Source organism: Micromonospora sp. HK10 (genome assembly GCF_000982955.1).
Classification (GTDB): domain Bacteria; phylum Actinomycetota; class Actinomycetes; order Mycobacteriales; family Micromonosporaceae; genus Micromonospora.
Genome location: NZ_KQ058712.1, coordinates 1 through 25,429 on the forward strand (window position 1 = coordinate 1; position 25,429 = coordinate 25,429).

A 25,429-nucleotide genomic window follows, 5' to 3' on the forward strand; every position below is an offset into this window, starting at 1 on the left:
GGCGCGTACGGCATCGAGGCGGCGGCGCAGACCTACTTCGGCAAGTCCACCAAGCAGCTCAGCGTGGCGGAGGCTGCGGTGCTCGCTGCGCTGATCAAGCAGCCCGAGCCGAGCGCCACGCACAAGGGCTACGACCCGGCGATCAACCAGCAGGCCGCGCTGGAGCGGTGGAACTACGTCGTGCAGGGCATGATCACCGAGGGCTGGCTCGACGCGCCCGGCAAGCCGAAGCACCCCACCGAGTACCCGACCAAGACCCTCAAGAAGTACAACCCGAAGGGCAACGCCGCCTTCGGCGTCAACACGCCGTACGGCAACGTGATCAACTATGTCGCCCAGGAGATGCGCGACATGAAGCTCTGCACCGACAACGAGGCCGCCGTCACCGCGGAGATGCCGGAATGCCGGCAGGCGCTCAGCAAGGGTGGCTACCGGATCACCACCACCATCGACCGGAGCCTGCAGGAGAAGGCCCTCGCGGCGGTCCGTCCGGCCACCAAGGGCTCCGAACTCTCCGACCAGCCCAAGACCCTGATGGCGGCCCTGGTGTCCATCGATCCCAGCAACGGCGAGGTGCGCGCCTACTACGGCGGTGACAACGGCACCGGTACGGACTTCGCCGGCAAGAACTACGACCAGAACGGCGTCATCAGCGGCGGCCATCCGCCGGGCTCGAGTTTCAAGATCTACACACTGGCCGCGGCGCTGGAGAACGACATCTCCATCAAGTCGCGCTGGAAGGGCAAGTCGTTCAAGCCAGAGGGCTTCGAGAACCCGATCAGCAACGCCGGCCACGACGCCAGTTGCGGCAACTCCTGCACCCTTGAGCAGTCGACCCTGAAGTCACTCAACGTGCCGTTCTACTACATCACCGAGCAGATCGGCCCGGACAAGGTGCTCGACGTGGCCAAGAGGGCCGGTGTCAGCATGATGTGGAGCGACAACCCGGTGAAGAGCTACGACCTCACCAAGAGCGACCCGAAGAAGCTGGCCCCCGCGCCCTTCTACCACGTGCTCGGCTACGGCCAGTACCCGATCACCGTGCTGGACCACGCCAATGGCGTCGCCACCTTCGCCAACCAGGGCGTCTACTTCAAGGCGCACTTCGTCCGGAAGGTGGAGAAGCAGAACCCGGTGACCGGCAAGTGGGACCTGGTGGGGTCCCCCAAGCTGAAGGGCCAGCAGCGCATCAAGAAGGATGTCGTCGCGGACGTCACCTCGGTGCTGGAGGAATACCCGGCCGCCGTCAACCGCCGGCTCGACAACGGCCGCAAGGCCGCCGAGAAGACCGGTACCTGGGAACTCGGCGACCCGAAGCAGCCCTTGGCCAACGGTGACGCCTGGATGGTCGGCTACACGCCGCAGCTCGCCACCGCGGTCTGGGTCGGCAACAAGGGCAATCGCAAGGCGATCAAGGACAAGAACGGCAAGAACATCAGCGGCTCGAGCATCCCGGGCGCCGTCTTCCAGCGCTTCATGAGCGACGCGCTGAAGGGCAAGGACAAGGTGGACTTCCCGCCCGCCGCGCACGTCGGCAAGGACGACACCGGCAACGGCGAGGCCCCGCCGCCCGAGCAGCCCAACTGTGACCCGCTCGGCCTGTTCTGCCCCGGCGGGCCCAACGGTGGCGGCAACCCTGGCGGCGGTAACCCCGGTGGTGGCGGCACCCCTGGTGGTGGTGGCGATCCCAACCTGCCGGACTTCCCCGGCCGACCAGGTGGCGGCGGCGGTGGTGGCGGTGGTGGCGGCGGACTACTACCGAGCACCGCACCACGGCAAACCTACTGACGACAGCGCCATCGACGGCGGTCGGGCCCCGGCCCGGCCGCCGTCGGCGTTCCCGGGTACCGGAAATTAGCGCTCGGGACGGGACGTGGAGGCCCGACGTACGGCAGGATGCGTCTTCATGAGCACCCAGTCGACGGCCGGCTACGACGACCCCGGGACCACCGACCACCCGTCCCGCTCGGACGGGTTCGTCCGCGGCGCCTCCGAGCTGATCGGCGGCCCGCTCGGCGACCACGCGGTCGCCCTGGACCGGCCGGCCGGTCGCGACCGGCGGTTCTGGACCGCCGCCCGGATCGTGCTGGCGCTGGTGTGCCTCACCCTCGCCCTGCACTGGGTGCAGAAGTCGCCCTGCCAGGACGGCGCCTGGCAGAACAACAGCCAGTACACGCGGATGTGCTACACCGACGTGCTGGCGCTCTACTACGCCGAAGGGCTCAACGAGGGCAAGGTGCCCTACGCCGACCACCCCGTCGAGTACCCGGTGCTGACCGGCTACTTCATGGGGGCGATCGGGCTGCCGGTGCACGCGCTCGGCGTCGACGACCCGTCCATCAACCAGGGGCAGTGGTTCTACAACATCACCGCGCTGGTGCTCGGCGGGCTGGCGGTGACGACAGTGGCGGTGATCCTCGCCCTGCGCCGCCGTCGGCCCTGGGACGCCGCGCTCTTCGCGCTCGCCCCGGCACTGCTGCTCACCGCCACCGTCAACTGGGACCTGCTGGCCGTCGGGCTGGCCGCGTTCGGGCTGCTGGCCTGGGCGCGGACCAGATCCGGCCCGGGCGGCATCGTGCTGGCCGCGCTCTCCGGGGTGCTGCTCGGGCTCGGTGGCGCCGCGAAGCTCTGGCCGCTGTTCCTGCTCGGGCCGATCGTGGTGCTCGCGGTCCGCGCCGGCCGGATCCGGGCCGCCGTGCTCGCCGTCCTCTCCGCCGCGGTGACGGTGGTGGCGGTGAACCTGCCGGTGGCGATCCCCTACCGGGACAACTGGGGCCGGTTCTTCGAGCTGAACAGCACCCGGCCGATCGACTGGGGCACCCTCTGGTACATCGGCCGCTACCTGGACGGCCGGATCAACCCGTCCAGCCCCGGTGACCTCGGGCCCTTCGAGTGGCTGAACGCGCACATCCCCACCCTGAACTGGGTGTCGTACCTCCTCTTCGGACTGGCCTGCCTCGGAGTGGCCGCGCTGGCGCTGTTCGCCCCGCGCCGGCCCCGCCTCGGCCAGCTCGCCTTCCTGGTGGTCGCCGCCTTCCTGATCTTCAGCAAGGTCTGGTCCCAGCAGTTCGTGCTCTGGCTGCTCCCGCTCGCGGTGCTGGCCCGGCCCCGGTGGGGCGCCTTCCTGGCCTGGCAGCTGGCCGAGGTGGGCTACTTCGTGGCGTTCTACGGGGAGTTGCTCGGCACGGCCACCAGCCGTCCGGTGTTCCCCGAGGGCGTCTTCGTGCTCGCCGCCAGCTTCCGACTGATCACCGTCGTGGTGCTCTGCGGCTTCGTGATCCGGGACATCCTCCGCCCCGAGCGGGACGCGGTGCGCGGCACGTACGCCGACGACCCGGACGGCGGCGTCCTCGACGGCGCCGAGGACGCCTCGTGGCTGCGCCGGCTACGCCAACGGCCCGACCCGCACCCCACCGAACCTCTCCCCGCCTGACCCGGACGGCAGGACTCACCGCAAGGACCACTACAGCCGGAACACCACCGCGTCACCCACCTCCTCGCGGGTCACTCCCAACCCGTCGGAGGGCCGGTCCAGCATCCCCTCCCAGGGCGTGCCGCCGAGCCGGTCGCGGAGCACCACCACGTTCTTCACCCCGAGCTGGCGCAGGTAGTCGATGCTACGCAGGTCGGGGAAGCCGACGCTGACGTCGCGGACCTTGGCCTGGCTCTCCGGGGTGAAGCCGCTGCCGCCGTTGACCACGTCCTGGAACCGGCTGGTCGACCAGAGCATCACCGGCTGGTCCAGGTTCTGGCTGGTGGGCAGCACCAGCATCGGCCCGTCGAGGGTCCGCATCGCCACCGGCTGCGGCGGCACCACCGGGTGCGGGGTGGCGTTCAGGCCCTCCACGACCACCAGCAGCAGCGGCAGCAGGGTGGCCAGCCGCAGCCACGGGCCGGGCCACGGCGGGACCCGCTCCGCGGCGAGTTCGCGTACCCGGGCGCAGAACGCCGTCACCGCGCCGGCGGCCAGCAGGCCGAGCAGCAGGGTGGCCCAGAGCATCATCCGCCCGGGGGTACGCAGGCCGTTCCAGCCGGGCAGGTACTCGAAGAGCGGGACGTAGGTGACGGTGCCGTGGAAGAACCGGGTGCCCATCGCCAGGATCATGGTGACCAGCACTCCGGCGAGCAGGAACAGCCGGTGCCGGACCCGCCACACGGAGAAGAACAGCCCGCCGGCGGCCAGGGCGTAGAGCACGAAGCCCGGCAGCAGGGTCATCTCCGGGTGCCACGGCAGGGCGTTGCGCGCGCCCTCGTGCAGCGAACCCCACACCCGGGACTCGGCCGGGGCGGTGAAGAACCCGCTCATCGGCGGCGAGTAGGCGGTGACGTCACCGAGCGTCCGTGCCGCGTTCGGGTGCAACTCGGCGACCTTGAAGTACGGAATCGCCAGCAGCGCCCCCACCGCGGCGAAGAGGAGCGCGCCGAGCACGTCGGCGAGGAACAGCCGGCGGCCGAACGGGCGCTTCACGCGCCGGACCAGCCAGCGCCGGGCGAACCAGATCCCGGCGGCGACCAGCACGATGCCGGCCAGCAGGTACGCGAACGGCAGACCGATGCCGAAGCCGAGGCTGAGCTGCCACGCCGCCACCAGCCACCCGGCGAACGCCCAGCCGGGACGGCGCCGGGCCGGGCGGTAGCCGTACCGCAGGGACCAGCCGTGGCCGCGGGCGAGCATGGCCAGCGCCAGCGGGATCCCGCCGTTGGAGACGATGTGCAGGTGCCCGGCCTGGGCCAGCAGCCACGGGGCGTACGTGTAGGCGGCCCCGGCCACGGCGGCCCCGATCCGGCCCGACCCCAGCTGGCGGGCCAGCGCGTACGCCCCGAGCGTGGCGAGCGCGTGCGCCAGCACGAACATGATGTTGTAGCGCAGCACGGCGGCCTCGGGCCCGTGCCCGAGCATGCCGGCCGGCGCGTACCCGAGCAGGGTGTCGGAGAAGGCGAAGCTCCACCGGTCGGGGAAGAACGTGTTGGCGTTCCACAGCTGCCCCGGGTCGGTCAGCAGGATGTGCCCCGACCACGCCATCTGCCACGACTGCAGGCTCGGGTCCCAGTAGTCCTGCGGCAGGGTGTAACCCGGGTAGCGCAGGGTGGGCCAGGTCATCAGCACGGCGAGCAGCAGGGCGCCGGCGGTGGCGAGGGTCCACTCGTGGATCAGGAACCGGCCGACCGCACGGCCCACCCGGCGGGTACGGGTGAGCACCGGGGCCGGCGCGGGACCGAAGGCCGAGAAGGGGTCCGCCGGCTCGGTCTCGCCGCCCGCGCCGTCCTCGCCCTCGGCGCTGGTCCCGGCCGCCGCCTTCGCGGTGTCCGCGTCGGCGTTCGCGGTGCCGGCGTCGGTCTTTGCGCTGCCGGCGTCGGCGTTCGCGGTATCGGCGTCGGTCTTTGCGCTGTCGGCGTTTGCGGTGCCGGTGTCGGGCTTCGCGGTGCCGGCACCGGTCTTTGCGCTGCTGGCGTCGGCGTTCGCGGTGCCGGTGTCCGGCTTCGCGGTGTCGGCGTCGGTCTTTGCGCTGCCGGTGTCGGCGTTCGCGGTATCGGTGTCGGGCTTCGCGGTGTCGACCTCGGGCTCCGCACCGCTGGCGTCGGGCTTCGCGGTGTCGGCATCGGTCGCGGCGCCGGCCTTGGCGGTGCCGGCGTCGGTCTCTACCGTGCTGGCGTCGCCGGCGGCGGTCCTCGGGCCGGCGGCGCCGCGCCCCGGTCCGACCTCGCCCGCCGGGCCGGTGGCGTCGGACTGCTCGGTGGTCATGCGACCGTACCCAGCTGACCGCGCAGGAAGGCGATGTCCGCCGCCTGTCCCTTGACGCCGCCAGGGGTCTCCACGATGACCGGCGCGCCGGCCGCCCGGATGACCGCCACCACCAGCTCCGGGTCGATGGCGCCGCCGGTGAGGTTGTCGTGCCGGTCCTGGCCGGAGTTGAACGCGCCCTTGGAGTTGTTGGCGTGGATCAGGTCGATCCGGCCGGTGATCGCCTTGACCCGGTCGACCACGCCCAGCAGTTCCTCGCCGCCGGCGAAGGCGTGGCAGGTGTCGAGGCAGAAGCCGACCTCGTAGTCGCCGAGGGCGTCCCAGAGCCGGGCCAGCGCGTCGAGGTGCCGGGCACAGGCGTTGTCCCCGCCGGCGGTGTTCTCGATCAGGACCGGGAGCGGGAAGCCGCCGGAGTCCGCCGCGTACGCGAAGGTCTTGCGCCAGTTGTCGAAGCCGACGGCCAGGTCGTCACCGGCGCTCACGTGGCCGCCGTGCACGATCAGGCCCTTGGCGCCGACGGCGGCCGCGGCGTTCGCGTGGGCGATCAGCAGCTTGCGGCTGGGGATGCGGATCCGGTTGTTCAGGGTGGCCACGTTGATGACGTACGGCGCGTGGACGTAGAGATCGACGTCGGCCCCGCGCAGCCGCTCGGCGTCCTCCCGGGGCTTCGGGGCCTTCCATCCCTGGGGATCGGCGAGGAAGAACTGGACGGCTTCGGCGTCCCGGGCGGTCGCCTCGGCCAGCGGGTCGGTCGGATCGACGTGGGCTCCGATTCGCATGCACGGCAGCCTACGTCGCACTGGTGACACGCGGGGTGACCGTGCCGCCCCCGGCTCGACGGGTCGGCCGGGCGGCGGTGGCGGAACGGCAGCGTCACCAGCGGGTCCCGCGCTCGTTGGTGGAGGTGGGATCGATGGTCGACGCTCCGCCCGGCGCGGTCCACAGCGCGTCCGGGCGAGGGGGAGACCTCCGCCAACGGGACGCCCCGCCGTGCGGTCCCGGCACGACGGGGCGGGACCCGCTCGGCATATGGGCATTCCGCGACCAGGGGTGCTGGGGCAAATTCCTCCATTTACCCCAAGAGGTGACGAGAGCCGTTGTATGGTCAGACCAGGTGACAACACGATAAAGCTCCGCGGGGCGTCCTCGATCCAACCTCATCGGTGTGGTCGTTCCTCCCCAGGTCCCACCCAAGGAATGCGGACGGGACGCCCCGCGGCCCCGTGGACAGGGGTCCACCACCGGCACCCGGTGCCGAGGGTGGACCCCTGTCACCGCGTCCGGGGGCGGACGCCGGTCACCGCGCCCGGGACCGTCCGCCCGACCGGCCCGGCCATGATCGTCCGGACCGGGTATCCTGGTCCGGTTGTCCGCGTCCGGACGGGTTCCCCCGCACCGGCACGGGCCACGACGCACGACCTCCTGCCACGGAAGGACCGTGGCCGCTTAGCCCACAGGAGGTGAGCACGTCTTGCGTCACTACGAAGTCATGGTGATCCTCGACCCCAGCCTCGAGGAGCGCACCGTCGCCCCGTCGCTCGACACGTACCTGAACGTGATCCGGACCGCGGGTGGCTCGGTCGAGAAGACCGACGTGTGGGGCCGCCGGCGCCTCGCGTACGAGATCAACAAGAAGGCCGAGGGCATCTACGCCGTCATCGACCTCCAGGCGTCGCCGGAGGCCGTGGCTGAGCTGGACCGTCAGCTCCGACTCAACGAGTCGGTGCTGCGCACCAAGGTCATCCGCCCGGAGATGCGCTGAGCATCTAGACCCGGCACGTCCGGATCAAGCCTCATCGACGCTGTCGGAGGGCTCTGAGAGCCTGTGAGGGCGAAACGATGAGTGCGCGAGGAGATGGTCATGGCAGGAGACACCACCATCACGGTCATCGGCAACCTGACCGATGACCCCGAGTTGCGATTCACCCCCTCCGGGGCGGCGGTCGCCAAGTTCCGGGTCGCCTCGACGCCCCGCTTCATGGACAAGGCGTCCGGCGAGTGGAAGGACGGCGAGCCGCTCTTCCTCTCGTGCACGGTCTGGCGGCAGGCCGCCGAGAACGTCGCCGAGTCGCTGCAGCGCGGCGCCCGGGTGATCGTGTCCGGCCGGCTGCGTCAGCGGTCGTACGAGACCCGCGAGGGTGAGAAGCGCACCGTCATCGAGCTGGAGGTCGACGAGATCGGCCCGTCTCTGCGCTACGCCACGGCGAAGGTGCAGAAGATGTCCCGCTCGGGCGGCGGTGGCGGCGGCTTCGGCGGTGGTGGTGGCCAGGGCGGCGGCGGAGGCAACTTCGACGACCCCTGGGCCTCGGCTGCCCCGGCCCCCTCCCGCGGTGGTTCGGGCGGCGGAAACTTCGACGAGGAGCCCCCGTTCTAATGGCGCCGAGCGCCCGCGATCGCAAACCAGGAGCAAGAGCAATGGCCAAGGCTGCGGCACTGCGCAAGCCGAAGAAGAAGGTGAACCCGCTCGACAAGGACGGGATCACCTACATCGACTACAAGGACACCGCGCTGCTGCGCAAGTTCATCTCCGACCGCGGCAAGATCCGCGCTCGGCGGGTGACCGGCGTGACCTCGCAGCAGCAGCGGCAGATCGCCCGAGCGGTCAAGAACGCCCGCGAGATGGCGCTCCTGCCGTACACGGCTACGGCCCGCTGAGAGGAGGCACCGACATGAAGATCATCCTGACTCAGGAGGTGTCCGGCCTCGGTGCCCCGGGCGACATCGTCGAGGTCAAGGACGGCTACGGCCGTAACTACCTGCTGCCGCAGGGCTTCGCGATCGCCTGGACCAAGGGCGCGGAGAAGCAGGTCACGGTCATCAAGCGGGCCCGCTCGGCCCGCGAGATCCGCGACCTCGACCACGCCAACGAGGTCAAGGCCCAGATCGAGGGTCTGAAGGTGAACCTGAAGGCCCGCGCCGGCGACGGCGGACGGCTCTTCGGCTCGGTCACCCCGGCCGAGATCGTCGACGCCGTCAAGTCGGCCGGCGGTCCGACCCTGGACCGCCGCCGGCTGGAGACGCCCGGACACATCAAGGCGCTCGGGTCGTACCCGGTCAGCATCAGGCTGCACCCCGAGGTGACCGCCAAGTTCGACCTGAACGTCGTCAAGGGCTGACACCCGCAGCACCACGAAAGGGCCCGCACCGGACTGCCGGTGCGGGCCCTTTCGTCTGCTCCGGGGCCAGTCCCGGCCCCGCCACCGCTCAGCCGATCGGCTGGCCGGTCACCGCACTGATCAGCACCGTCGACAGGCCCCCGCCGACCACCGCCGCCGCGAGCGCCACCGTCGCCGACCGCCAGGCCGAGCCGACCCGGCGCAACACCACCGCCACGACCAGGCTGCTCACCAGCGCCAAGCCGAACCGCGGCGCGCCGTCGATCAACGAGGCCAGCGCGTGCGTACGCGGCGAGTCGCAGCCACCACCGGTGATGTCCGTGACGCAGCCCGCTGGCGGCTGGCCGTCCAGGAACAGCAACCCGGCCAGCAGCAGCACCGCCGGCACCAGGTAACACGCGGCGGTGTAGACCAGCGACCGCAACGGCCCACCCGGGTCCGGATCGAGCAGGTCGTCCTCCAGCCGGCGACCCCACGTCCCGCCGCCCACCGTCTCCACGCGCCGGCGCAACGCCGCCGCCCCACCCCGCCCGGCGTCCACCGCCGGCATCGGGCGGCGCCGGGGCACCGCGCCCGCCCGGGCGTCCGGATAACCCACCATGGGCGACCGCGGCGCCGACGGCGGGGTCTCCACCCACCGCGGATCGTCCCCGGCCAGCCGCGTCCCCGACCAGAAGCTCTCGGCCCGCTCCGGCGACGCCCAGCCCTCCCGGACCGGCGCCGGCGGCACCGTCCGGTCCCACCGGTCGGCCTCCGCGTACCGGTCCCAGCCGCCCGCGTACCGGTCCGGCCCGCCGGGGTCGGGGTGCGAGTCCCACTGGCCGGTGTCCGTGACCCGGCCCAACTCACCGGTGTGCTCCATCCGGTCCCAGTGGGCCGGGCCGTCCGACCGGTCCCACCGCTCCCCGGCATCCGGGCGCTGCCAGGCGTGCACCCCGGACGCGTCCCACGGGTCGACCGCCGGCGGCACCGGCTCCGGTTCGGCCGCCCGGCCCCGGGCCCACGGCTCGGCCGCCGGCCGCGACCAGGCATCCGCCGCGGGACGGGACCGGGCATCCGCCGCCGGCCGCGACCAGGCATCCGCCCCGGGACGGGACCGGGCATCCGCCGCCGGCCGCGACCAGGCATCCGCCGCCGGGCGGGACCAGGCATCCGCCGCCCGCCGCTCACCGGGGCCGCCCGCCCAACGTTCGACCTCCCCACCGGGGGCGGAACCGGTCTCCTCCACGCCGGACCAGATCACCTGTGGTCGCCGCGTCGGGGCACGTCGCGGCCGGCTCAGCGGCGCCGGCCCCGACACCGGCTCGTCCTCCATGGACTCGGCGCGCCGGCTCCCCACGTACCCCCGGTCCTGCGGGGCGTCGAAGGTCCACTCGGCGGTGTGCTCGACGGCCGGCCCGGCACCGATCGCCCGCAACTCGCGCCACCCGCTCTCCGCGCCGCCACGCCAGCCGCTTTCCGGGTACGGCGGCTCGACCTCGTCCTCGTCGTCCGGGGCGGCGTGCCGACCCCCGCCGTCCGCGCGGCGGATCCCCGACTCCAACGCCCACCGGGGCAGGTACGTCTCGACCGGCTCGTCCTGCCCGCGTTCGATCGCCCGGCGGCGGCTCGGGGTGCCGTACCGCCCGGACTCGTAGGGTGACGCCTCCAGCTCGCGGCGGGCCGAACGGGGACGGTCGGAAGTGGCCGGGAACCGCTCGGCGGGGTCGTCCCACGAGGTGACCGGCGGCCGCTCGCGCGGGCTGCCCTCCCCGCTTGCCCAGTCCCGGTAACTCACGGCCGGAGCGTGACCCTTCTCAACCGAAATCGCAATCCGCTGTCCAGGTGTAGCCGTTCGCAGAGATAGTACGGGACGAACGGCCGCGAAGCTCCACCCGAAATCTTCCGTCCACAGGGTGGGGATTGCATAACCGCTGGTCAGAGCGCTGTAGCGAGGAATTCCCCATTACTTGTCCACACCCTGTGCACACGCTGCGCACATTTCTGCGCCCGGCGTCCACAGGTTGTCCCGAGGCTCGTCCACCGGCATTGTTGAGGGTCTGACCTCGGGTTCCGTATCGTGGTCCCCCGACCGTCCGGGCGGTGGCCCCCGATCGACCGGAGGGTCGTCGAAGTTGTCACACCCCGGCGGTACAGCTGGAACCGATCCGACGCAGCAAGGGGGGACCCGTGTCGGTCACGGACGACACGCGGGCGGACGGGACCGGCGGGCAACCGCCGATGCCGGCCCAACGCGACGCGCAGTTCGAGAAGACCCCGCCCCAGGACGTCGCCGCCGAGCAGTGCGTCCTCGGCGGCATGCTGCTCTCCAAGGACGCCATCGCCGACGTCGTCGAGATCCTCAAGTCCAACGACTTCTACCGGCCGGTGCACGCCACCATCTTCGACGCGATCCTCGACATCTACGGCCGGGGTGAGCCGGCCGACCCGATCACCGTGGCGGCCGCCCTGGCCGACTCCGGCGACCTCGCCCGGATCGGCGGCGCGCCCTACCTGCACACGCTGATCGCCAGCGTGCCCACCGCCGCGAACGCCGCCTACTACGCGCGCATCGTCGGCGAACGGGCGGTGCTGCGCCGGCTGGTCGAGGCGGGCACCCGCATCGTCCAGCTCGGGTACGGCACCGGCCAGGGCGGCAGCCGGGACGTCGACGATGTCGTCGACCTCGCCCAGCAGGCCGTCTACGAGGTCACCGAGAAGCGGGTCAGCGAGGACTTCGCCGTCCTGGCCGACATGCTCCAGCCGACCCTCGACGAGATCGAGGCGGTGGGGGCGCAGGGCGGCGTGATGACCGGGGTGCCGACCGGCTTCAGCGACCTCGACCGGCTGCTCAACGGCCTGCACCCGGGCCAGCTCATCATCGTGGCCGGCCGGCCGGGTCTCGGTAAGGCACTCGCCCTCGACACTCCGCTGCCCACTCCCGAGGGCTGGACCACGATGGGTGCGGTGACCGTCGGGGCCAAGCTGCTCGCGGCGGACGGCACGCCGACCACCGTCACCAACGTGTTCGACGTGCTGTACGGCCGGCCGTGCTACGAGGTGGAGTTCTCCGACGGCTCCGTGATCGTGGCCGACGCCGAGCACCTGTGGAAGACCACGACCCGGGCCAGCCGCCGACAGCCGGCGGCGCGCCCGAGCCACTACTGGTCGGACGCCTCGCTCGCCCGGATCCGGACGGCCGAGGCGACCGTCGGCACCGAGCCGCACCGCCTGGTCACGCTCGCACAGACCCTCGAACAGGTCGGGCCCGAGTTCCGCAACGTGCTGCACACCGTCGCCCGCCAGGTGGGCGCCAACGGCCGGGTCAGCCGCCCGATCACCCGGGCCGGCAAGGTACGGAACTGGACGGCCCCCGGCTACCCGGCGGGCGCGCTGCTGAGCGGCCTGCGTGAACGGGCCGAACGGCAGATCAACGCCGGTGCTCGGACGCACCACGACGGGGTTGTCACCACCGCGCAGATCGCCGCCACGCTGCGCACCGGGACCGGCGACCGCCGGCTGAACCACGCGGTCGAGAACTGCGCGCCGCTCCAGCTGCCGGCGCGGGAGCTCGTCGTTCCCCCGTACACCCTCGGGGTGTGGCTCGGCGACGGGCACACCGGAGCCAGCCGGTTCACCACCGCGGACACCGAGCTGGTCGATCTGGTCGCGCAGGACGGCTTCGTGGTGCGCCCCAGCGGACCGATGGCCTTCACCATCGTGCTGCCGGCCGCCGCTGCGACGCCGGACCGCACCTGCGTCGACTGCGGCTGCTCCACCAGGGCGCTGCGAGAGAACCCGGCGACCCGCCGCTGCGCGGTCTGCCACGACCGGAACGGCTCGTTCCTGGCGCTGCTCCGGCGAGCCGGCGTGGCACACCGGAAGCACATCCCGCAGGCCTACCTTCGCGCCTCGCAGGCGCAACGGCGGGCGCTGCTCGCCGGTTTGATGGACACCGACGGCACGGTGGCGCCGGCAGGCAACCTCCAGTACACGTCTACCTCGAAGCGGCTGATCGAGGACGTCCGCGAGCTGGTGGTCAGCCTCGGCTACCGGTGCACGGTCAACGAGAAGCGGGTCCGCGGCCGGACGGAGGAGTCCTCGACCGCCTACACCCTGAACTTCTCCACGCCCGACCCGGTCTTCCGCCTGGCGCGGAAGCGCAGCGCGCACGCGGCTCGGCGGCGGACCTCGTCAGATGTCCGGACGACGTCCCGCTTCATCGTGGACGTCCGGCCGGTGCCCAGCGTCCCGGTCCGGTGCGTGACGGTCGACAACCCCGACCACCTCTACCTGGCCGGTCGGTCCATGATCCCGACGCACAACAGCACCGCGAGCATGGACTTCGCGCGGAACGCCGCGATCCGCGCCAACCACGCGTCGGCGATCTTCTCGCTGGAAATGAGCAAGGTCGAGATCGTCATGCGACTCCTCTCGGCCGAGGCTCGGGTGCCGCTGCACGTGCTGCGCAGCGGCCAGCTCTCCGACGACGACTGGACCAAGCTGGCCCGGTGCATGGGCGAGATCAGCGAGGCGCCGCTTTTCGTCGACGACACGCCGAGCATGAACCTCATGGAGATCCGGTCGAAGGCGCGGCGGCTCAAGCAGAAGCACGACCTCAAGCTGATCGTGGTCGACTACCTCCAGCTGATGACCTCACCGAAGCGCACCGAGAGCCGGCAGCAGGAGGTCGCGGACCTGTCCCGAGGCCTGAAGCTGCTGGCCAAGGAGGTCGAATGCCCGGTGATCGCGGTCAGCCAGCTGAACCGTGGCCCCGAGCAGCGCACGGACAAGAGACCGCAGCTGTCCGATTTGCGCGAGTCTGGGTCAATTGAGCAAGATGCGGACGTTGTCATCCTGCTGCACCGCGACGACTACTACGACAAGGAGTCGCCGCGCGCCGGCGAGGCGGATTTCATAATCGCCAAGCATCGGAATGGCCCGACCGACACGGTGACCGTGGCCGCCCAGCTGCACCTGTCCCGCTTCGTCGACATGGCCATCGTCTGACTGTGAGCATGGCGGCCGCCGTTCAGGATCGTGGCTGAAGCTTCCCGACGCGCGACATCAGCACTGCTCGACCTGGTCATTTGCGAGGAGCGCCGAACGCCCGGCACGATCACGGGATGACGGGTACGACAGCCGGTCCGGTGGTACGACCCACGACGCCCGCGGTCGACCTGCGGGTGCACCGCTGGCTGATGATCGTCGGGGCGCTCCTCACCGCCGTCGCCCTTCTGCTGCTGTCGCTTCTCCCTGACCCGCCTGCCGAGGCGGTCGCGATGGCGGGGTGGGTCGAACGCGGTCACTCGTTACTGTTGTGGAGCGACGAGCTGCTGTTCTTCGCGGTCATCTGCTGGGGAGCCGGCGCTCGCGGTCTCCTCGGCGCGCGCCAGGCCGGACCGTCGGTGCGGATCAATGTGGGCGGGACCGCTCTCACCATCGCCCTTGCCGCGCTTTTCGTCGTACTGCTCGCGGTGGGGCGGCTGGTCTACCCGGTGTTTGAGATTCAGTCGTCAGCCGAGGTTGTCGCCCTGGTCGTCAGCTCGACGTTCGGCGCCCTGCACCTGGCGTTCCTGGGGTTCGCCGTCGCCGCGATCGCGCTCAACTGGTCGACGCGTGCCGGGCTGATCGGGCGAGTTGTGGGCATCGTTGCCGCAGCCGCATTCCTCGTCGGCTCCTTCCCCTGGCTGGCACCGAACTGGTGGAACTCGTTGGTCGCGGTACTGGTCGCCGCGTGGGGCGTGTTCCTCGCCCTTGCCTCCGGGACCGGCACCGAGAAGTCCGGCGACGCTACGAGAAGGACGCGTACCACCGGGTAGCTAATACGGCAGCCGCGCCTCCGCCGCCACCCCACCTGAGCAGCAGCATCGCAAACGGCGGGCGTCGTACTAGCCGAGCAGCGGGAACCGTTCCGCGGCCGGGCCCAGCTCGCGCCGGTCGTCGTCGGTGAGGGGCCGTCGGCCGGTGGCCTTGAGCAGGTAGTCCTCCTCGTCCCAGCCGGCCGGCCGGGGCGCGTCGGCGCGTAGACCGTCCAGCGTGGCGCGGGTGACCGCGACGGCGACGGCGCCCGGCCGGGGCGCGTCCGGCAGGTCGACGATCAGGTCGAGGTGGTGCAGCACCGCCTCGGTGGTCAGGGTGGCCAGCAGATCGGGGACCCGGATGACGTGCCCCTGGGTGGTGACGCAGCGGTCGGGATCGCCGTCGTGCACGGCGGCGCCGGCCGCGCGGACGGCGGCGGGCGCGGTGTCGGACCAGAGGCGTACCACGCCGCTCGGGCGTTCGAACGCCGAGGCCGAGCGGCGGGCCCACCAGGCGTGCCGGTCACCGCCGGCGTCACCGCCGGGCGGGAAGGACCGCCAGTAGCTGACCTGGTCCACGTCGGCCGGGCCGGGCGCCGGGCTGGCCAGCGCGACCAACGCCCGCTGCGCGTCACAGAGCACGTGGAAGAGCAGGTCGGCGACGAGCCACCCGCGGCAGCCGGTCGGTCGTTGCAGGTCGGCGTCGTCGAGATCGGCGACCACCCGGGTGATGCCGTCGTAGGCCTGCGCCAGGGCGATGTGCTGCCCGCTCGGAGTCATGAGGTGCAGACTGCCACGGTCGGGGTCCGCCGGCACGGCGCCGGCCGGCCGGCCGACACGGGGCCGGCCGACACGGGGCCGGCCGACACGGGGCCGGCCGACACGGGGCCGGCCGACACGGGGCCGGCCGGCCGGGGCGGTGCGTCAGTCGAAGAGTTCGCCGAGGAAGCCGTGCCGCTTCTTGCGCTTGTAGTGGCCGTGGTAGCCGTAGTGCTGCTGGCCGTACGCGGGCTGGGCGTAGCCGTGGCCGGGCGGCGGTGGCGGCGGCGGCGGGGGCACGGCGCCGTAGCCGGGCTGCTGCGGGGCGGCGGGCGGTGGCGGCGGCGGGGTGTAGCCGGCGGCCTGCGGCCCGGCGTGCTGCCGGTTCCAGTTCGCCTCGGCCTCGAACAGCTTCTCGAGCTCGCCGCGGTCGAGGAAGATGCCGCGGCACTCGCCGCACTGGTCGATCACCACTCCGCTGCGCTCGTACTGACGCATTTCTCCGTGACATTTGGGGCAGGTGAGCTGCATGGAACCGACGGTACCTGCTGCGGTCATGCGGTGGCGGTGAGCGCCCGCGTCACCTCGTCGTCGGAGACCTCGTGGAAGTCGTCGTAGTAGGCGCCCACGGCGGCGAAGTCGGCCGGCACCTGGAGGCAGAGCACCTCGTCGGCCTCGGCGGCGAGCATGTCGTACGCCTGGTCGGAGCCGACCGGCACGGCCACCACCACCCGGACGGCGCCCAGTTGACGGGCGACCTGGACGGCGGCCCGCGCGGTGGCGCCGGTGGCCAGCCCGTCGTCGACGATGACGGCGGTGCGTCCGGCCAGGTCGAGTGGGGGGCGCCCGGCCCGGTACCGCTGCTCCCGACGGTCCAGTTCAACCTGTTCGCGTTCGCGGACCTGGGCGCGGTCGGCGGGGTCGATCCGGTCGGCGACCATCTCGTTGCGTACCTGCACGCCGCCCGGCCCGAGCGCCCCGTAGGCCACCTCGGGGGCCCAGGGCACGCCGAGTTTGCGGACCACCAGCACGTCCAGCGGTGCGCCGATCCGGTCGGCGATCACTCGGGCGACGGGTACGCCGCCGCGGACGAGTCCGAGGACGACGACGTCCGGCCGTCCGGCGAGGTCGGTGAGCTGGTCGGCGAGCATCCGGCCCGCCTCGGCCCGGTCGCGGTAGCTGGTCATGTCCTCAGGTGTACGCCCCGCCGGCCGGATGCGCCGGGCAGTTGCCCGGAATGCCGGTCAGCCGGTGGGGTGGTGGCGGTGTTCGGCGAGGGTGACCGCCGGGGCCAGGGTGAGCAGGGCGACCGGGTAGAGCAGGTAACCGAACCGGGTCGAGGGCATCAACAGGATCGCGGCGAGCAGCCCGTACCCGCAGATCAGTGCGGTGCCGGCGGCGCTGCGCGGCGGGCGGCGCAGCAGCCGGAGGGCGATGGCCGCCCCGACCGCGACCAGCAGCGCGGCGGCGACGATCCGGCCGGCGGGCAGGGTGGTGGCGATCAGGTGACCGGGGAACGGGGACTGCGCGGGGCTGGTCACCAGGCCGTGGCCGAGCGGGAAGCGCAGCACGTTCTCCACCAGCGCGTCGCGGTCGACGAACAGGGCGGGGAGCAGGGCGAGCACGGGCAGGCCGAGGGCGCCGAGGGCGGTGCGTCGGCCGGCCCGGCGGGTCGCGGCCCAGCAGACCAAAACGACCGCCACCGGCCAGGCGAAGAGCTTGAGGGTGCCGGCCACCCCGACCGCCAGGCCGGCGCGTCCGGGCCGGCCGGCGGCGGCCAGGGCCACGGCGAGCACGCAGAGCGCGAGTACGGGCAGGTCGTCGCCGCCGGTGGCCAGGGTGAGCGCGCAGATCGGCAGCACGGTGACCGCCTGTACGGCGCGCAGCAGGGCGGCGGCGCGGTGGGGTCCGGTCGGGGCGGACGTGCCGCGCAGGGTGGCCACGGCGGCGGCCAGCACCACGGCGGTGACCAGGGCGAGCCAGACCCGCGCGTCGGTCCACCAGGCGTCGGTGGCGGCCCGGGGCAGCCCGAACAGCGCCATCCCCGGCTGGTACGGGGTGTAGCCGAGGAGCTGCTCGCCGGGCGGCAGCGCGGCGATCGCGTCGTGCCCGAGGTAGGGGGTGCCGTGCTCGGCGAGCCGGGTGCCGGCCCGCTCGACGACGAGCACCTCCTCCTGGGCCCGGTCGGTGCGGCCCGCCGCGCGCTGCACGCTCTGCGTCACGATCGGCAGCAGCGTGGTGCCGGCCCAGGTGAGCCCGGTGACCGCCCAGCGGGCGGGCAGCCCGGCCAGGGGCGCGTCGGGCCGGCGCCGGCGGGCGAGAAGCTGGCCGGTGACCAGGAGGGTCGCCAGCAGGTAACCGATCGTGGCGGGTACCCCCCAGGCGCGGTGCGGGGCGAGGGTGGAGGTGGCGGCGGTGATCGCGGCGAAGAGCGCGGCGGCGGCGTAGAGGCCGAGGTCGAGGGCGAGCCCTCCGGCCGCGCTGTCCACGGCCCGCCAGCGGCGGGCGGCGGGGGCGGTCGGCTCGGCGTCGGCGATCACGCCGGCAAGTCTGGCAGACGCCACCCGGGCGGCCGTGCCGCGTTCGGCGGGCCGGGACGGGCCGTGGTTGCGGGCCCGGATCCGGTGCCGGTTGGCGCGTCAGCGTGCACCTGGGCCGGTGCCGGTTGGGGGGTCAGCGTCCGCCGGGTTCGCCGGTGCGGCCCGCGGCCGGCGTGCCGGTGGTGCGGTTGCGGGCGCCGGTGCGGCGGCCGGGCAGGCGGATCACCGCGCCCTCGTCGTGCAGCGGCGGTGCCAGGGCGCCGGGTCGCCCGCCGGCGCCGCGGTGCAGGGCGGCGAGCAGCGCGCCGGCCGGCAGCGGCCGGGCGAACAGGTGGCCCTGGCCGGCGGCGCAGCCCAGCTCCCAGAGCGCCCGTCGCTGCGGTTCGCTCTCCACGCCCTCGGCGACCACGGTGAGGTTGAGGCTGCGGCCGAGGTCGAGGGTGGAGCGGATCACGGCGGCCGCCTCGGTGGAGGTCTCCATCGCGGTGACGAAGCTGCGGTCGATCTTGAGCTCGTGCACCGGGATGCGGGAGAGCAGGGAGAGCGACGAGTAGCCGGTGCCGAAGTCGTCGAGGGCGAGCCGGACGCCGGAGTCGCGGAGCCGGCTGAGCACCTGGTCGACCACGTCGAGCTGGCTGAGGGTCAGGGTCTCGGTCAGTTCCAGCACCAGCCGGTCCGGCGGCAGGTCGTGCGCCCGCAGCCGGGCCAGGACCGCGCCGGGGAAGCGGGGGTCGAGCAGGCTGCGCGGCGACACGTTCACCGAGACCGGCAGGTCGAACCCGGCGGCCCGCCAGGTGCCGGCGGCGATCAGCGCCTGGTCGAGGATGGCCTCGGCGAACGCGGGCAGCAGCCCGGAGCGTTCCACCGCCTCGAGGAAGCGCAGCGGGTCGATCATGCCGTGCGTCGGGTGGTGCCAGCGGGCCAGCGCCTCGGCGCCGATGGCCGTGCCGGTGCCGAGGTCGACGATCGGCTGGAAGGTGACGGTGAACTCGTGGTCGGCGACCGCGCGGGGCAACTCGCCGCCGAGGGTGAGCCGGCCCAGGTCGGCGGTGTCCCGGGTCGGGGCGTACGTGGAGATCCGCTGGCCGGCCCGTTTGGCCTGGTACATCGCGACGTCGGCGCGGCGCAGCAGTTCGGGCATGCCGCCGCTGGCGGGTGCCACGGCGATCCCGCCGCTGGCTTCCACGCTGATCCGCATGCCGTCCAGGTCGAGTGGTTCGTGCAGGGCGCCGAGCAGCGACTCGGCCCGGTGCGCGGCCACCGCCGGGGCGGGCAGGCCGCGCAGCAGGACGGCGAACTCGTCGCCGCCGAGCCGGGCCACCAGGTCGTCGGGGCGGGCCGCGGCGCGCAGCCGGTCGGCCACCTGCGTGAGCACCCGGTCGCCGGCGGCGTGCCCGAGGGTGTCGTTGACCTCCTTGAAGTGGTTGAGGTCGATCAGCACCAGGGCGGTGACGCCGTCGGCGTGCCGGTTGGTGAGCTGCTCGGTGCCCTCGTCGAGCAGGTGCCGCCGGTTGGAGAGCCCGGTCAGGGCGTCGTGGGTCGCGGCGTACGCGTGCTCCTCGGCGATCCGGGCCAGCTCGGCGTACGCCTGGGCGTTGCGGACCGCGGTGCAGAGGGCGGAGGCGAAGGTGCGCAGGGTGTACTGCTCCCGCTCGGAGAGCTGCACGCGGCCGGCGAAGCGGAGCCGGAGCACGCCGAGGTCGACGTCCCGGTCGTGTCCCTCCAGTGCGATCGGCAGCACGGTGCCGTCCACCCGGCTGGGTTCGGGAGCCTCCCCGTCGTACCCGATGGCGCCGGCACTGCCGCGGACCGTGCGGCGTCCGTCGCGCAGCTCGATTTCGACCTCGTCGGCGGAGAAAAGCTCGGCGGCCTGGGTGACGGCGGTGGTGAGCACCTGGTCGAGGTTGACCACGTTGAGCGCGTCGGTGGTGCGGGCGAGCCGCTGCCAGGCCTGCTGCTCGGTGCGGGTGCGGATCCGGCTCGAGTACACCAGGTGGAGGCTGAGCACCAGCGGCGGCACGGCGAGCAGCAACCGAGGGTCGGCCCGGAGAATGAGCAGGGTGCAGGCGGCCACCACGAATCGGATGGCGAATCCGGCGATCCGCATGTCCAGGTCGGTGCGGAACTGCCGGAGGACGGGCGTGCCGGAGGCGAGTGCGATCACTGGGATCGCGAGCACGTCGTCCAGCAACGCGGCGACGAGGTAGACGACTCCGAGCATCCCGACCAGGTTGCCGATCGATGCTGCCGGCCAGTTCAGGGCCTGGGCGACGGCGACGGCGGCCGCGGCGATCAGCACGTTCTTGGCGATACTGAAAACCGTTTTGATCGCTGGTAGTCGGGATATCACGTAGACCGCCGCGACGGCGGCGCCGGTGCTGATGACGACCCACGAGCCGGGCGCGATCGCGACCCCGATCACGATGGCCGTTTCCACCCACGCGATCGCGAGCCTTGTCGAGCGGATCCGGACGGACGTCTTGACGATTGCCCCGACCGCGATCATGAAGGTCAGGGTGAGGAAGGTTCCGACGTCCCGTACCGAACCGGGCGGGTGCCGGACCAGGGAGATGACCGCGAAAGCGACGACCCCCGAGGCGAGGAGTGCGAGGAGACCGATGACGGCCACCAAGCGCCGATCGGTCCCCGCAACTCGTCGTCCGTCGGTGTGACTCATTCAGCTCCGTTGGCTCGGCGGCTGAGACCCGAATCGACTCTCGTCGGCGCCCCCGATGCCGGGAGCATACTCCGCGGGGTTTTACTGGGTGAAGTCTCGGTTTTCACTGCCACTCGGTGCCGCGCATCGCTGGACTCCCTTCCGCGCCGTCTCCCGGTCATTCCGGAGTTCTTCGAACTCTTGGGAGCAGCGTAGAGGGGATATATGCCCAGCCAGAAGGCATAAATGTCGCTATGCGCAATATTAGCCAAGGGAGTGTGGGTATATGACGTTCTGTCCATGGCTACTATGCGGAGCGCAGTGTCGTCGGATCGGCCTGTGCCCACATGATGGCGTAGCGCTATGAGCCGAGCGGCACGGGTATCCGTACTTTCAGCCTGGCCACTCGCGGAGCGCTTATCAACGTCGCTTCGGATTGGTCTTCCGACCCATCCAGTCGTGGCCCCCGCCAACCCCGGGCAGGACCGCGCCGTCCAGCGGTCACGGTAAATTGCGAGAGAACGATTCGCGTGGAAAACCGGAGCCGGCCATCGTGGAAATTGAGGTGCTGGGTGGCCTTGTCGTAAGCGCCGAAGGCGAGCGGCTTCATCTCGGCACACCCAAGCAGCAGCTTGTCCTTGCGATGCTCGCTCTCGACGTCGGCCGGCTGGTCACGGTGGACCAACTGGTGGACGAGTTGTGGCCGGACGATCCGCCCCGGTCGGCCATCCCCAACGCCCGTACCTACGCCGCCAACCTGCGTCGGCTGCTGTCCAAGGTGCCTGGCGGCCTGATCGCCCTCGTTCGCGAGCAGGGCGGCTACCGCATCCGGACGGACGAGGCCCGCATCGATCTTCACCGGCTGAGGGCGCAGTGCCGACAGGCACGGCAGGCGGCCGCGGCGGGCAACGTGCGTCAGGCGGTCGCCCTGCTGACCGGCGTGATCGACAAGTGGTCCGGTCCGCTGCTCGCCGGGCTTCCACTCGGCCCGTCCTTGCGGGCCCAGGCCGAGTCGGTGGATCGCGAGCGGCAGGCTGTGGTCGAGCAGCTGGCCCACCTGCACCTCGACACCGGTCGGGCGGACCTCGCGGTTGCGCTGCTGCAGGGACCCGCAGCGCAGCATCCGGTGCGGGAATCCGCCCAGGCACTGCTCATGCGTGCCCTCATCGAAAAGGACGACTTGAGCGGGGCGCTCGCCGTCTACGAGGCCGCCCGGGACGCGCTCGCCGATCAGTTGGGGGTGGCGCCCGGGGCCGAGTTGGAGCGGCTTCGTCGGTCGGCCGTCCGGTCCCGGTCGGCGAGCCGGCGAGCCGGCGTGGAAGGCCCGGTCGAGGGCGGGCCGTCCGTCCGGCCCGACCGACCCGGACCAGCGGTCAATGCGTTGCCACGCGTCGTACCGGACTTCGTCGGGCGGCGGGAGGTCGTCCGGCGAATCCTCGATGAGATCGACGCCGCCGGGGTGGACCGCCCCGCCATCCGGATCATCGACGGCATGGCCGGCTGCGGCAAGACCACTCTCGTGGTGCACCTGGCGGCGCTTCTGGCCGACCGGTGCCCAGACGGTCAGCTCTACATCGACCTGCACGGCCAGTCCGTGGGCGGACCCGTCCCATCCGCCGCCGCGCTGGTCACCCTGCTTCGTCAACTGGGCGTGCCGGCGGGCCGCATTCCTGACGAGTTGCCGGAGCGGGTCGAGATGTGGCGGCGGGAACTGGCGCTCCGTCGAGTCGTCGTCGTACTCGACAACGCCGCGGACACCGCGCAGGTCGAGCCGCTCCTGCCGACCTCGGGCCGGGCGGTGATCTTCGTGACCAGCCGGCGCCGCCTACTCGCCCTCAGCGAGCGGCCGCCGGTGTCGCTTCCGGTGCTCTCCGAGCAGGAAGGGCTGAGCCTGCTCGAAGCGCTGGTGGGCGAGGATCGGGTACGGGCGGATACCGTGAACGCGGCGGAGGTGGTCCGGCTTTGCGGGCTGCTGCCGCTGGCCATCCGGCTGGCCGGCACCCGGCTCGCACACCGACCGGCGTGGCAGATGTCTGACATGGTGCGCCGGTTGGCGCGGAAGCCGACGTTCCTCCCGCAGCTGCAGGCCGAGGCACGGACGGTGGTGGAGGCCTTCGCGGAGTCGTACGAGCCGCTCGGTGAGCCCGCCAAGAGGGTGTTCCGGTCGTTCGGTCTGGTCGGGGGCGACCATCTCGACCCTCCCATGCTCGCCGCGCTCTCGGGCCTGTCGCTGGACGAGACGGCGGACGTGATCGACGAACTCGTCGACCGGCATCTGGTGGAGGAACTGAACGACACCCGGTACCGCCTCCACGACCTGATGCGGCAGTACGCCCATGAGCTGGGCGTGCAGAAGGATCCGGAAGACGCCCGCGCGGCGGCGGTCGGGGAGCTCCTGGACCATCTCGTGCATTCCGTCGTCACGGTCTGTGAACCGGTCGAGGAGCCCCGGCTGGTCACCCGACAACTTCGGCTGTCGGCCCCGCGGCGCCCGGACCTCCTGGCCCTGCGCCGGGCCGGCGACCTGGAGTGGCTGGAAGGGCAGCGATCCAACCTGGGTGCGCTGGTGCGGCAGGCCGCGCGGGAAGGCCACGACTGGTACGCCTGGCGGCTGGCCCGCGCCGGGTGGCGCTTCTACTACCTGCGCAGCTACTTCGACGACATCTCCACGACCCACCGGGAAGGGCTGGCCGCCGCAAACCGGTCAGGCGACCGTCACGCGATCGCACTCATGCACAACTACCTCGCCTCGGCCTGCGTCCGTACCGCCGCGTACCAGGAAGCGCTCGGACATTTGAACCAGGTCGTGGCGATCCGCGCCGAGCTCGGTGATCCCGAGGGTACCGACCGGGCCCGGGTGAACCTCGGCGTCCTCTACTGGCTCACCGGGCGCCTCCAGGAGGCCTTGGAGATCAATCAGTCGGCGCTGCGAGCAGGCGCTCTGGACAGCCTGCCGATCCTGGCCAACGTCGGGCTCGTGCTGCGGATCCTGGGCCGGTACGAGGAGTCCCTGGCCGTGCACCGACGGCACCTCTTCATCGCCCGCCTCCGGGGGGAACCCTTTCAGCTGTGCAACGCGCTGGGCCACGTGGGCGGCGTCCGGTACCGCATGGGACAGGGTGCACAGGCGGAACGCCTGCTCCGGGCCGCGCTGGCGCTGCGGGACCGGACCGGCCACGAATACGCCAGGGCGGAGACCCTCAGCGACCTTGCCGCGACCTACCGCCAACTCGGCCGGTATGACGAGGCGTTGAAGCAGCACCGGGCCGCGGTGGAGGCGGCCGCCAGCGCCGGCGAACGCCACGTTCAGGCCGAGGCGCGCAACGAGCTGGCACTGACCCTGTGGACGATGGGACGCCACGATGAGTCCGCGGCCATGTACCGCGAGGCGCTCGACATCGCCACCCGGATCGCGCACCCCTACGAGCAGGGGCGGGCCCTCACCGGGCTGGCCGAGCACCTGGTCGCCGTGGATGCCGGCGAGGCGCGACGGTACTGGCGGCGCGCGCTGGCGATCTTCGAACGGATGCGGGTTCCCGAGCAGCACCAGGTACGCCGACGGCTCGCCGAGAGCGAGGAGTGAGCAGCCCGGGCGGCTTATCGAGTTCTTATCGCGGCGCTCGCTACCGTCCGGTCACGTTGACGCACGGGGAAGGCCCTGCACGGGGAGGGCATCGTCGACGAGGCACCCGCCGGCAGGTTCCCCCCAGCGACTGGACGGCGGGCAGGTGCGGGAGGAGCGCCGCTGACGCGACCGCGGCAGCCGTGCGTGGCGCTCCTCCCCACCGACACCGGTGGTCCGTCGTACCCGAGGGATAGGCTCGCGCCGTGACCGAACCCGCCCAGCTCACCCACGTCGATCCGGCCGGCGCGGCCCGGATGGTCGACGTCTCCGCCAAGCCGGTCTCCGGCCGGCTCGCGGTCGCCGCCGGCCGGCTCCGCACCACCGCGGAGGTCGTCGAGCTGCTGCGCCGCGACGGGCTGCCCAAGGGCGACGCGCTCGCGGTCGGCCGGCTGGCCGGGATCATGGGGGCCAAGCGGACCCCCGACCTGATCCCGCTCTGCCACCCGATCGCCCTGCACGCCGTCAGCGTCGACCTGCGGCTCACCGAGGACACGGTGGAGATCACCGCCAGTGCGCGGACCGCGGACCGGACCGGCGTCGAGATGGAGGCCCTCACCGCGGTGGCGGTGGCCGGCCTGGCCCTGGTCGACATGGTCAAGGCCGTCGACCCGGCCGCCTCGGTGGACGCGGTGCGGGTGCTGCGCAAGGAGGGCGGCAAGACCGGCGAGTGGGTGCGGCCGGAGGACCGGCCGTGATCCGCGCCCGGGTGATCGTGGCGTCCAACCGGGCCGCCGCCGGGGTGTACGCCGACACCAGCGGCCCGCTCCTGGTGGCCGGCCTGCGCGAGCTGGGCTGCGAGGTCGACGAGCCGGTGGTGGTCCCCGACGGCGAGCCGGTCGGCGCGGCCCTGCGGGCGGCCCGCGACGAGGGCGTCGACGTGGTGCTCACCAGTGGCGGCACCGGCATCACCCCGACCGACCGCACCCCCGAGGTGACCCGGGCCCTGCTCGACTACGAGATCCCCGGCATCGCCGAGGCGATCCGGGCACACAGCCGCGACGCGGTGCCCACCGCCGCGCTCTCCCGGGGCCTCGCCGGGGTGACCGGGCGGATGCTGGTGGTCAACCTGCCCGGGTCGCGGGGCGGGGCGAAGGACGGGTTGGCCGTGCTCGGCCCGATCCTGCGGCACGCCGTCGACCAGCTGCACGGTGGTGACCACTGAACCGGCCCGGGACCGCGCAGCGCCGGGGAACCCCCGGCCGCCGGTCCG

Annotated in this window: 19 protein-coding genes; 11 read left to right on the forward strand and 8 right to left on the reverse strand. The window is 72.4% G+C overall.

Features of this window, described 5'->3' with window-relative positions; genetic code table 11:
• Both LQ51_RS06255 and LQ51_RS06260 read left to right on the forward strand, forming a co-directional pair.
• The coding region (locus LQ51_RS06255; RefSeq protein ID WP_046563715.1) for a transglycosylase domain-containing protein at window positions 1-1,788 on the forward strand (1,788 nt) is incomplete at its 5' end.
• 118 nt (window positions 1,789-1,906) lie between these two features.
• On the forward strand, window positions 1,907-3,433 hold the full coding sequence (locus LQ51_RS06260) for a glycosyltransferase family 87 protein (protein WP_046563716.1): 1,527 nt from the start codon (window positions 1,907-1,909) through the stop codon (window positions 3,431-3,433).
• Between the two features lie 30 nt (window positions 3,434-3,463).
• On the opposite strand, the gene LQ51_RS06265 is transcribed toward LQ51_RS06260, so the two are convergent.
• Both LQ51_RS06265 and LQ51_RS06270 read right to left on the reverse strand, forming a co-directional pair.
• Window positions 3,464-5,743 carry a hypothetical protein gene (locus LQ51_RS06265; protein ID WP_082159297.1) on the reverse strand — a complete coding sequence of 760 codons (2,280 nt, stop codon included), beginning with the start codon at window positions 5,741-5,743 and terminating at the stop codon, window positions 3,464-3,466.
• The gene (locus LQ51_RS06270) at window positions 5,740-6,522 is read right to left on the reverse strand and encodes a deoxyribonuclease IV (protein ID WP_046563717.1); all 783 of its coding nucleotides are present in this window, start codon (window positions 6,520-6,522) and stop codon (window positions 5,740-5,742) included. Before LQ51_RS06270 ends, LQ51_RS06265 begins: the two co-directional genes overlap by 4 nt.
• Before the next feature lie 692 nt (window positions 6,523-7,214).
• On the opposite strand from LQ51_RS06270, the gene rpsF reads away from it, so the two are divergent.
• The 4 genes from rpsF to rplI all read left to right on the forward strand — a co-directional run bounded on the left by rpsF (window position 7,215) and on the right by rplI (window position 8,859).
• Window positions 7,215-7,505 carry a 30S ribosomal protein S6 gene (rpsF, locus tag LQ51_RS06280; protein WP_046563719.1) on the forward strand — a complete coding sequence of 97 codons (291 nt, stop codon included), beginning with the start codon at window positions 7,215-7,217 and terminating at the stop codon, window positions 7,503-7,505.
• A gap of 81 nt (window positions 7,506-7,586) precedes the next feature.
• A complete protein-coding gene (locus tag LQ51_RS06285; RefSeq protein ID WP_172967885.1) occupies window positions 7,587-8,117 on the forward strand; it encodes a single-stranded DNA-binding protein in 531 nt (176 codons plus the stop codon).
• A 41-nt stretch (window positions 8,118-8,158) separates the two neighbouring features.
• The gene (gene rpsR, locus LQ51_RS06290; protein ID WP_007073789.1) at window positions 8,159-8,398 is read left to right on the forward strand and encodes a 30S ribosomal protein S18; all 240 of its coding nucleotides are present in this window, start codon (window positions 8,159-8,161) and stop codon (window positions 8,396-8,398) included.
• A 14-nt stretch (window positions 8,399-8,412) separates the two neighbouring features.
• Window positions 8,413-8,859, forward strand: coding sequence for a 50S ribosomal protein L9 (gene rplI / locus LQ51_RS06295; RefSeq protein ID WP_046563720.1), 447 nt, complete (start codon window positions 8,413-8,415; stop codon window positions 8,857-8,859).
• Between the two features lie 88 nt (window positions 8,860-8,947).
• On the opposite strand, the gene LQ51_RS06300 is transcribed toward rplI, so the two are convergent.
• Window positions 8,948-10,636, reverse strand: a complete 1,689-nt coding sequence (locus tag LQ51_RS06300; RefSeq protein ID WP_046563721.1) for a hypothetical protein — start codon at window positions 10,634-10,636, stop codon at window positions 8,948-8,950.
• Window positions 10,637-11,028: 392 nt separating this feature from the next.
• Between LQ51_RS06300 and dnaB the strand changes: the two genes are divergently transcribed.
• Together dnaB and LQ51_RS06310 are read left to right on the forward strand one after the other, a co-directional pair.
• Window positions 11,029-13,848, forward strand: a complete 2,820-nt coding sequence (dnaB, locus tag LQ51_RS06305) for a replicative DNA helicase (protein WP_046563722.1) — start codon at window positions 11,029-11,031, stop codon at window positions 13,846-13,848.
• Window positions 13,849-13,964: 116 nt separating this feature from the next.
• The gene (locus tag LQ51_RS06310; protein WP_156312990.1) at window positions 13,965-14,660 is read left to right on the forward strand and encodes a hypothetical protein; all 696 of its coding nucleotides are present in this window, start codon (window positions 13,965-13,967) and stop codon (window positions 14,658-14,660) included.
• Between the two features lie 69 nt (window positions 14,661-14,729).
• Here LQ51_RS06310 and LQ51_RS06315 read toward each other — a convergent pair whose 3' ends face one another.
• The 5 genes from LQ51_RS06315 to LQ51_RS06335 all read right to left on the reverse strand — a co-directional run bounded on the left by LQ51_RS06315 (window position 14,730) and on the right by LQ51_RS06335 (window position 20,615).
• The gene (locus LQ51_RS06315) at window positions 14,730-15,419 is read right to left on the reverse strand and encodes a maleylpyruvate isomerase N-terminal domain-containing protein (RefSeq protein WP_046563739.1); all 690 of its coding nucleotides are present in this window, start codon (window positions 15,417-15,419) and stop codon (window positions 14,730-14,732) included.
• A gap of 144 nt (window positions 15,420-15,563) precedes the next feature.
• A complete protein-coding gene (locus LQ51_RS06320; RefSeq protein WP_046563724.1) occupies window positions 15,564-15,929 on the reverse strand; it encodes a TFIIB-type zinc ribbon-containing protein in 366 nt (121 codons plus the stop codon).
• Window positions 15,930-15,952: 23 nt separating this feature from the next.
• Entirely contained in the window at window positions 15,953-16,585 is a 633-nt protein-coding gene (locus LQ51_RS06325) for a phosphoribosyltransferase (protein ID WP_046563725.1), read from the reverse strand.
• 57 nt (window positions 16,586-16,642) lie between these two features.
• Window positions 16,643-17,935: a glycosyltransferase 87 family protein gene (locus tag LQ51_RS06330; protein ID WP_369799826.1), complete on the reverse strand. Its 1,293-nt coding sequence runs from the start codon at window positions 17,933-17,935 to the stop codon at window positions 16,643-16,645.
• Window positions 17,936-18,071: 136 nt separating this feature from the next.
• Entirely contained in the window at window positions 18,072-20,615 is a 2,544-nt protein-coding gene (locus LQ51_RS06335) for a putative bifunctional diguanylate cyclase/phosphodiesterase (protein ID WP_046563727.1), read from the reverse strand.
• Between the two features lie 544 nt (window positions 20,616-21,159).
• On the opposite strand from LQ51_RS06335, the gene LQ51_RS06340 reads away from it, so the two are divergent.
• The 3 genes from LQ51_RS06340 (at window position 21,160) to LQ51_RS06350 (ending at window position 25,381) form a co-directional block, all read left to right on the forward strand.
• A complete protein-coding gene (locus LQ51_RS06340; RefSeq protein WP_046563728.1) occupies window positions 21,160-24,177 on the forward strand; it encodes an AfsR/SARP family transcriptional regulator in 3,018 nt (1,005 codons plus the stop codon).
• Window positions 24,178-24,422: 245 nt separating this feature from the next.
• Window positions 24,423-24,914, forward strand: a complete 492-nt coding sequence (moaC, locus tag LQ51_RS06345; RefSeq protein ID WP_046563729.1) for a cyclic pyranopterin monophosphate synthase MoaC — start codon at window positions 24,423-24,425, stop codon at window positions 24,912-24,914.
• Window positions 24,911-25,381 (forward strand): MogA/MoaB family molybdenum cofactor biosynthesis protein, encoded by a 471-nt coding sequence (locus LQ51_RS06350; RefSeq protein ID WP_046563740.1) that lies wholly within the window; start codon window positions 24,911-24,913, stop codon window positions 25,379-25,381. Before moaC ends, LQ51_RS06350 begins: the two co-directional genes overlap by 4 nt.
• Window positions 25,382-25,429: the final 48 nt, after the last annotated feature.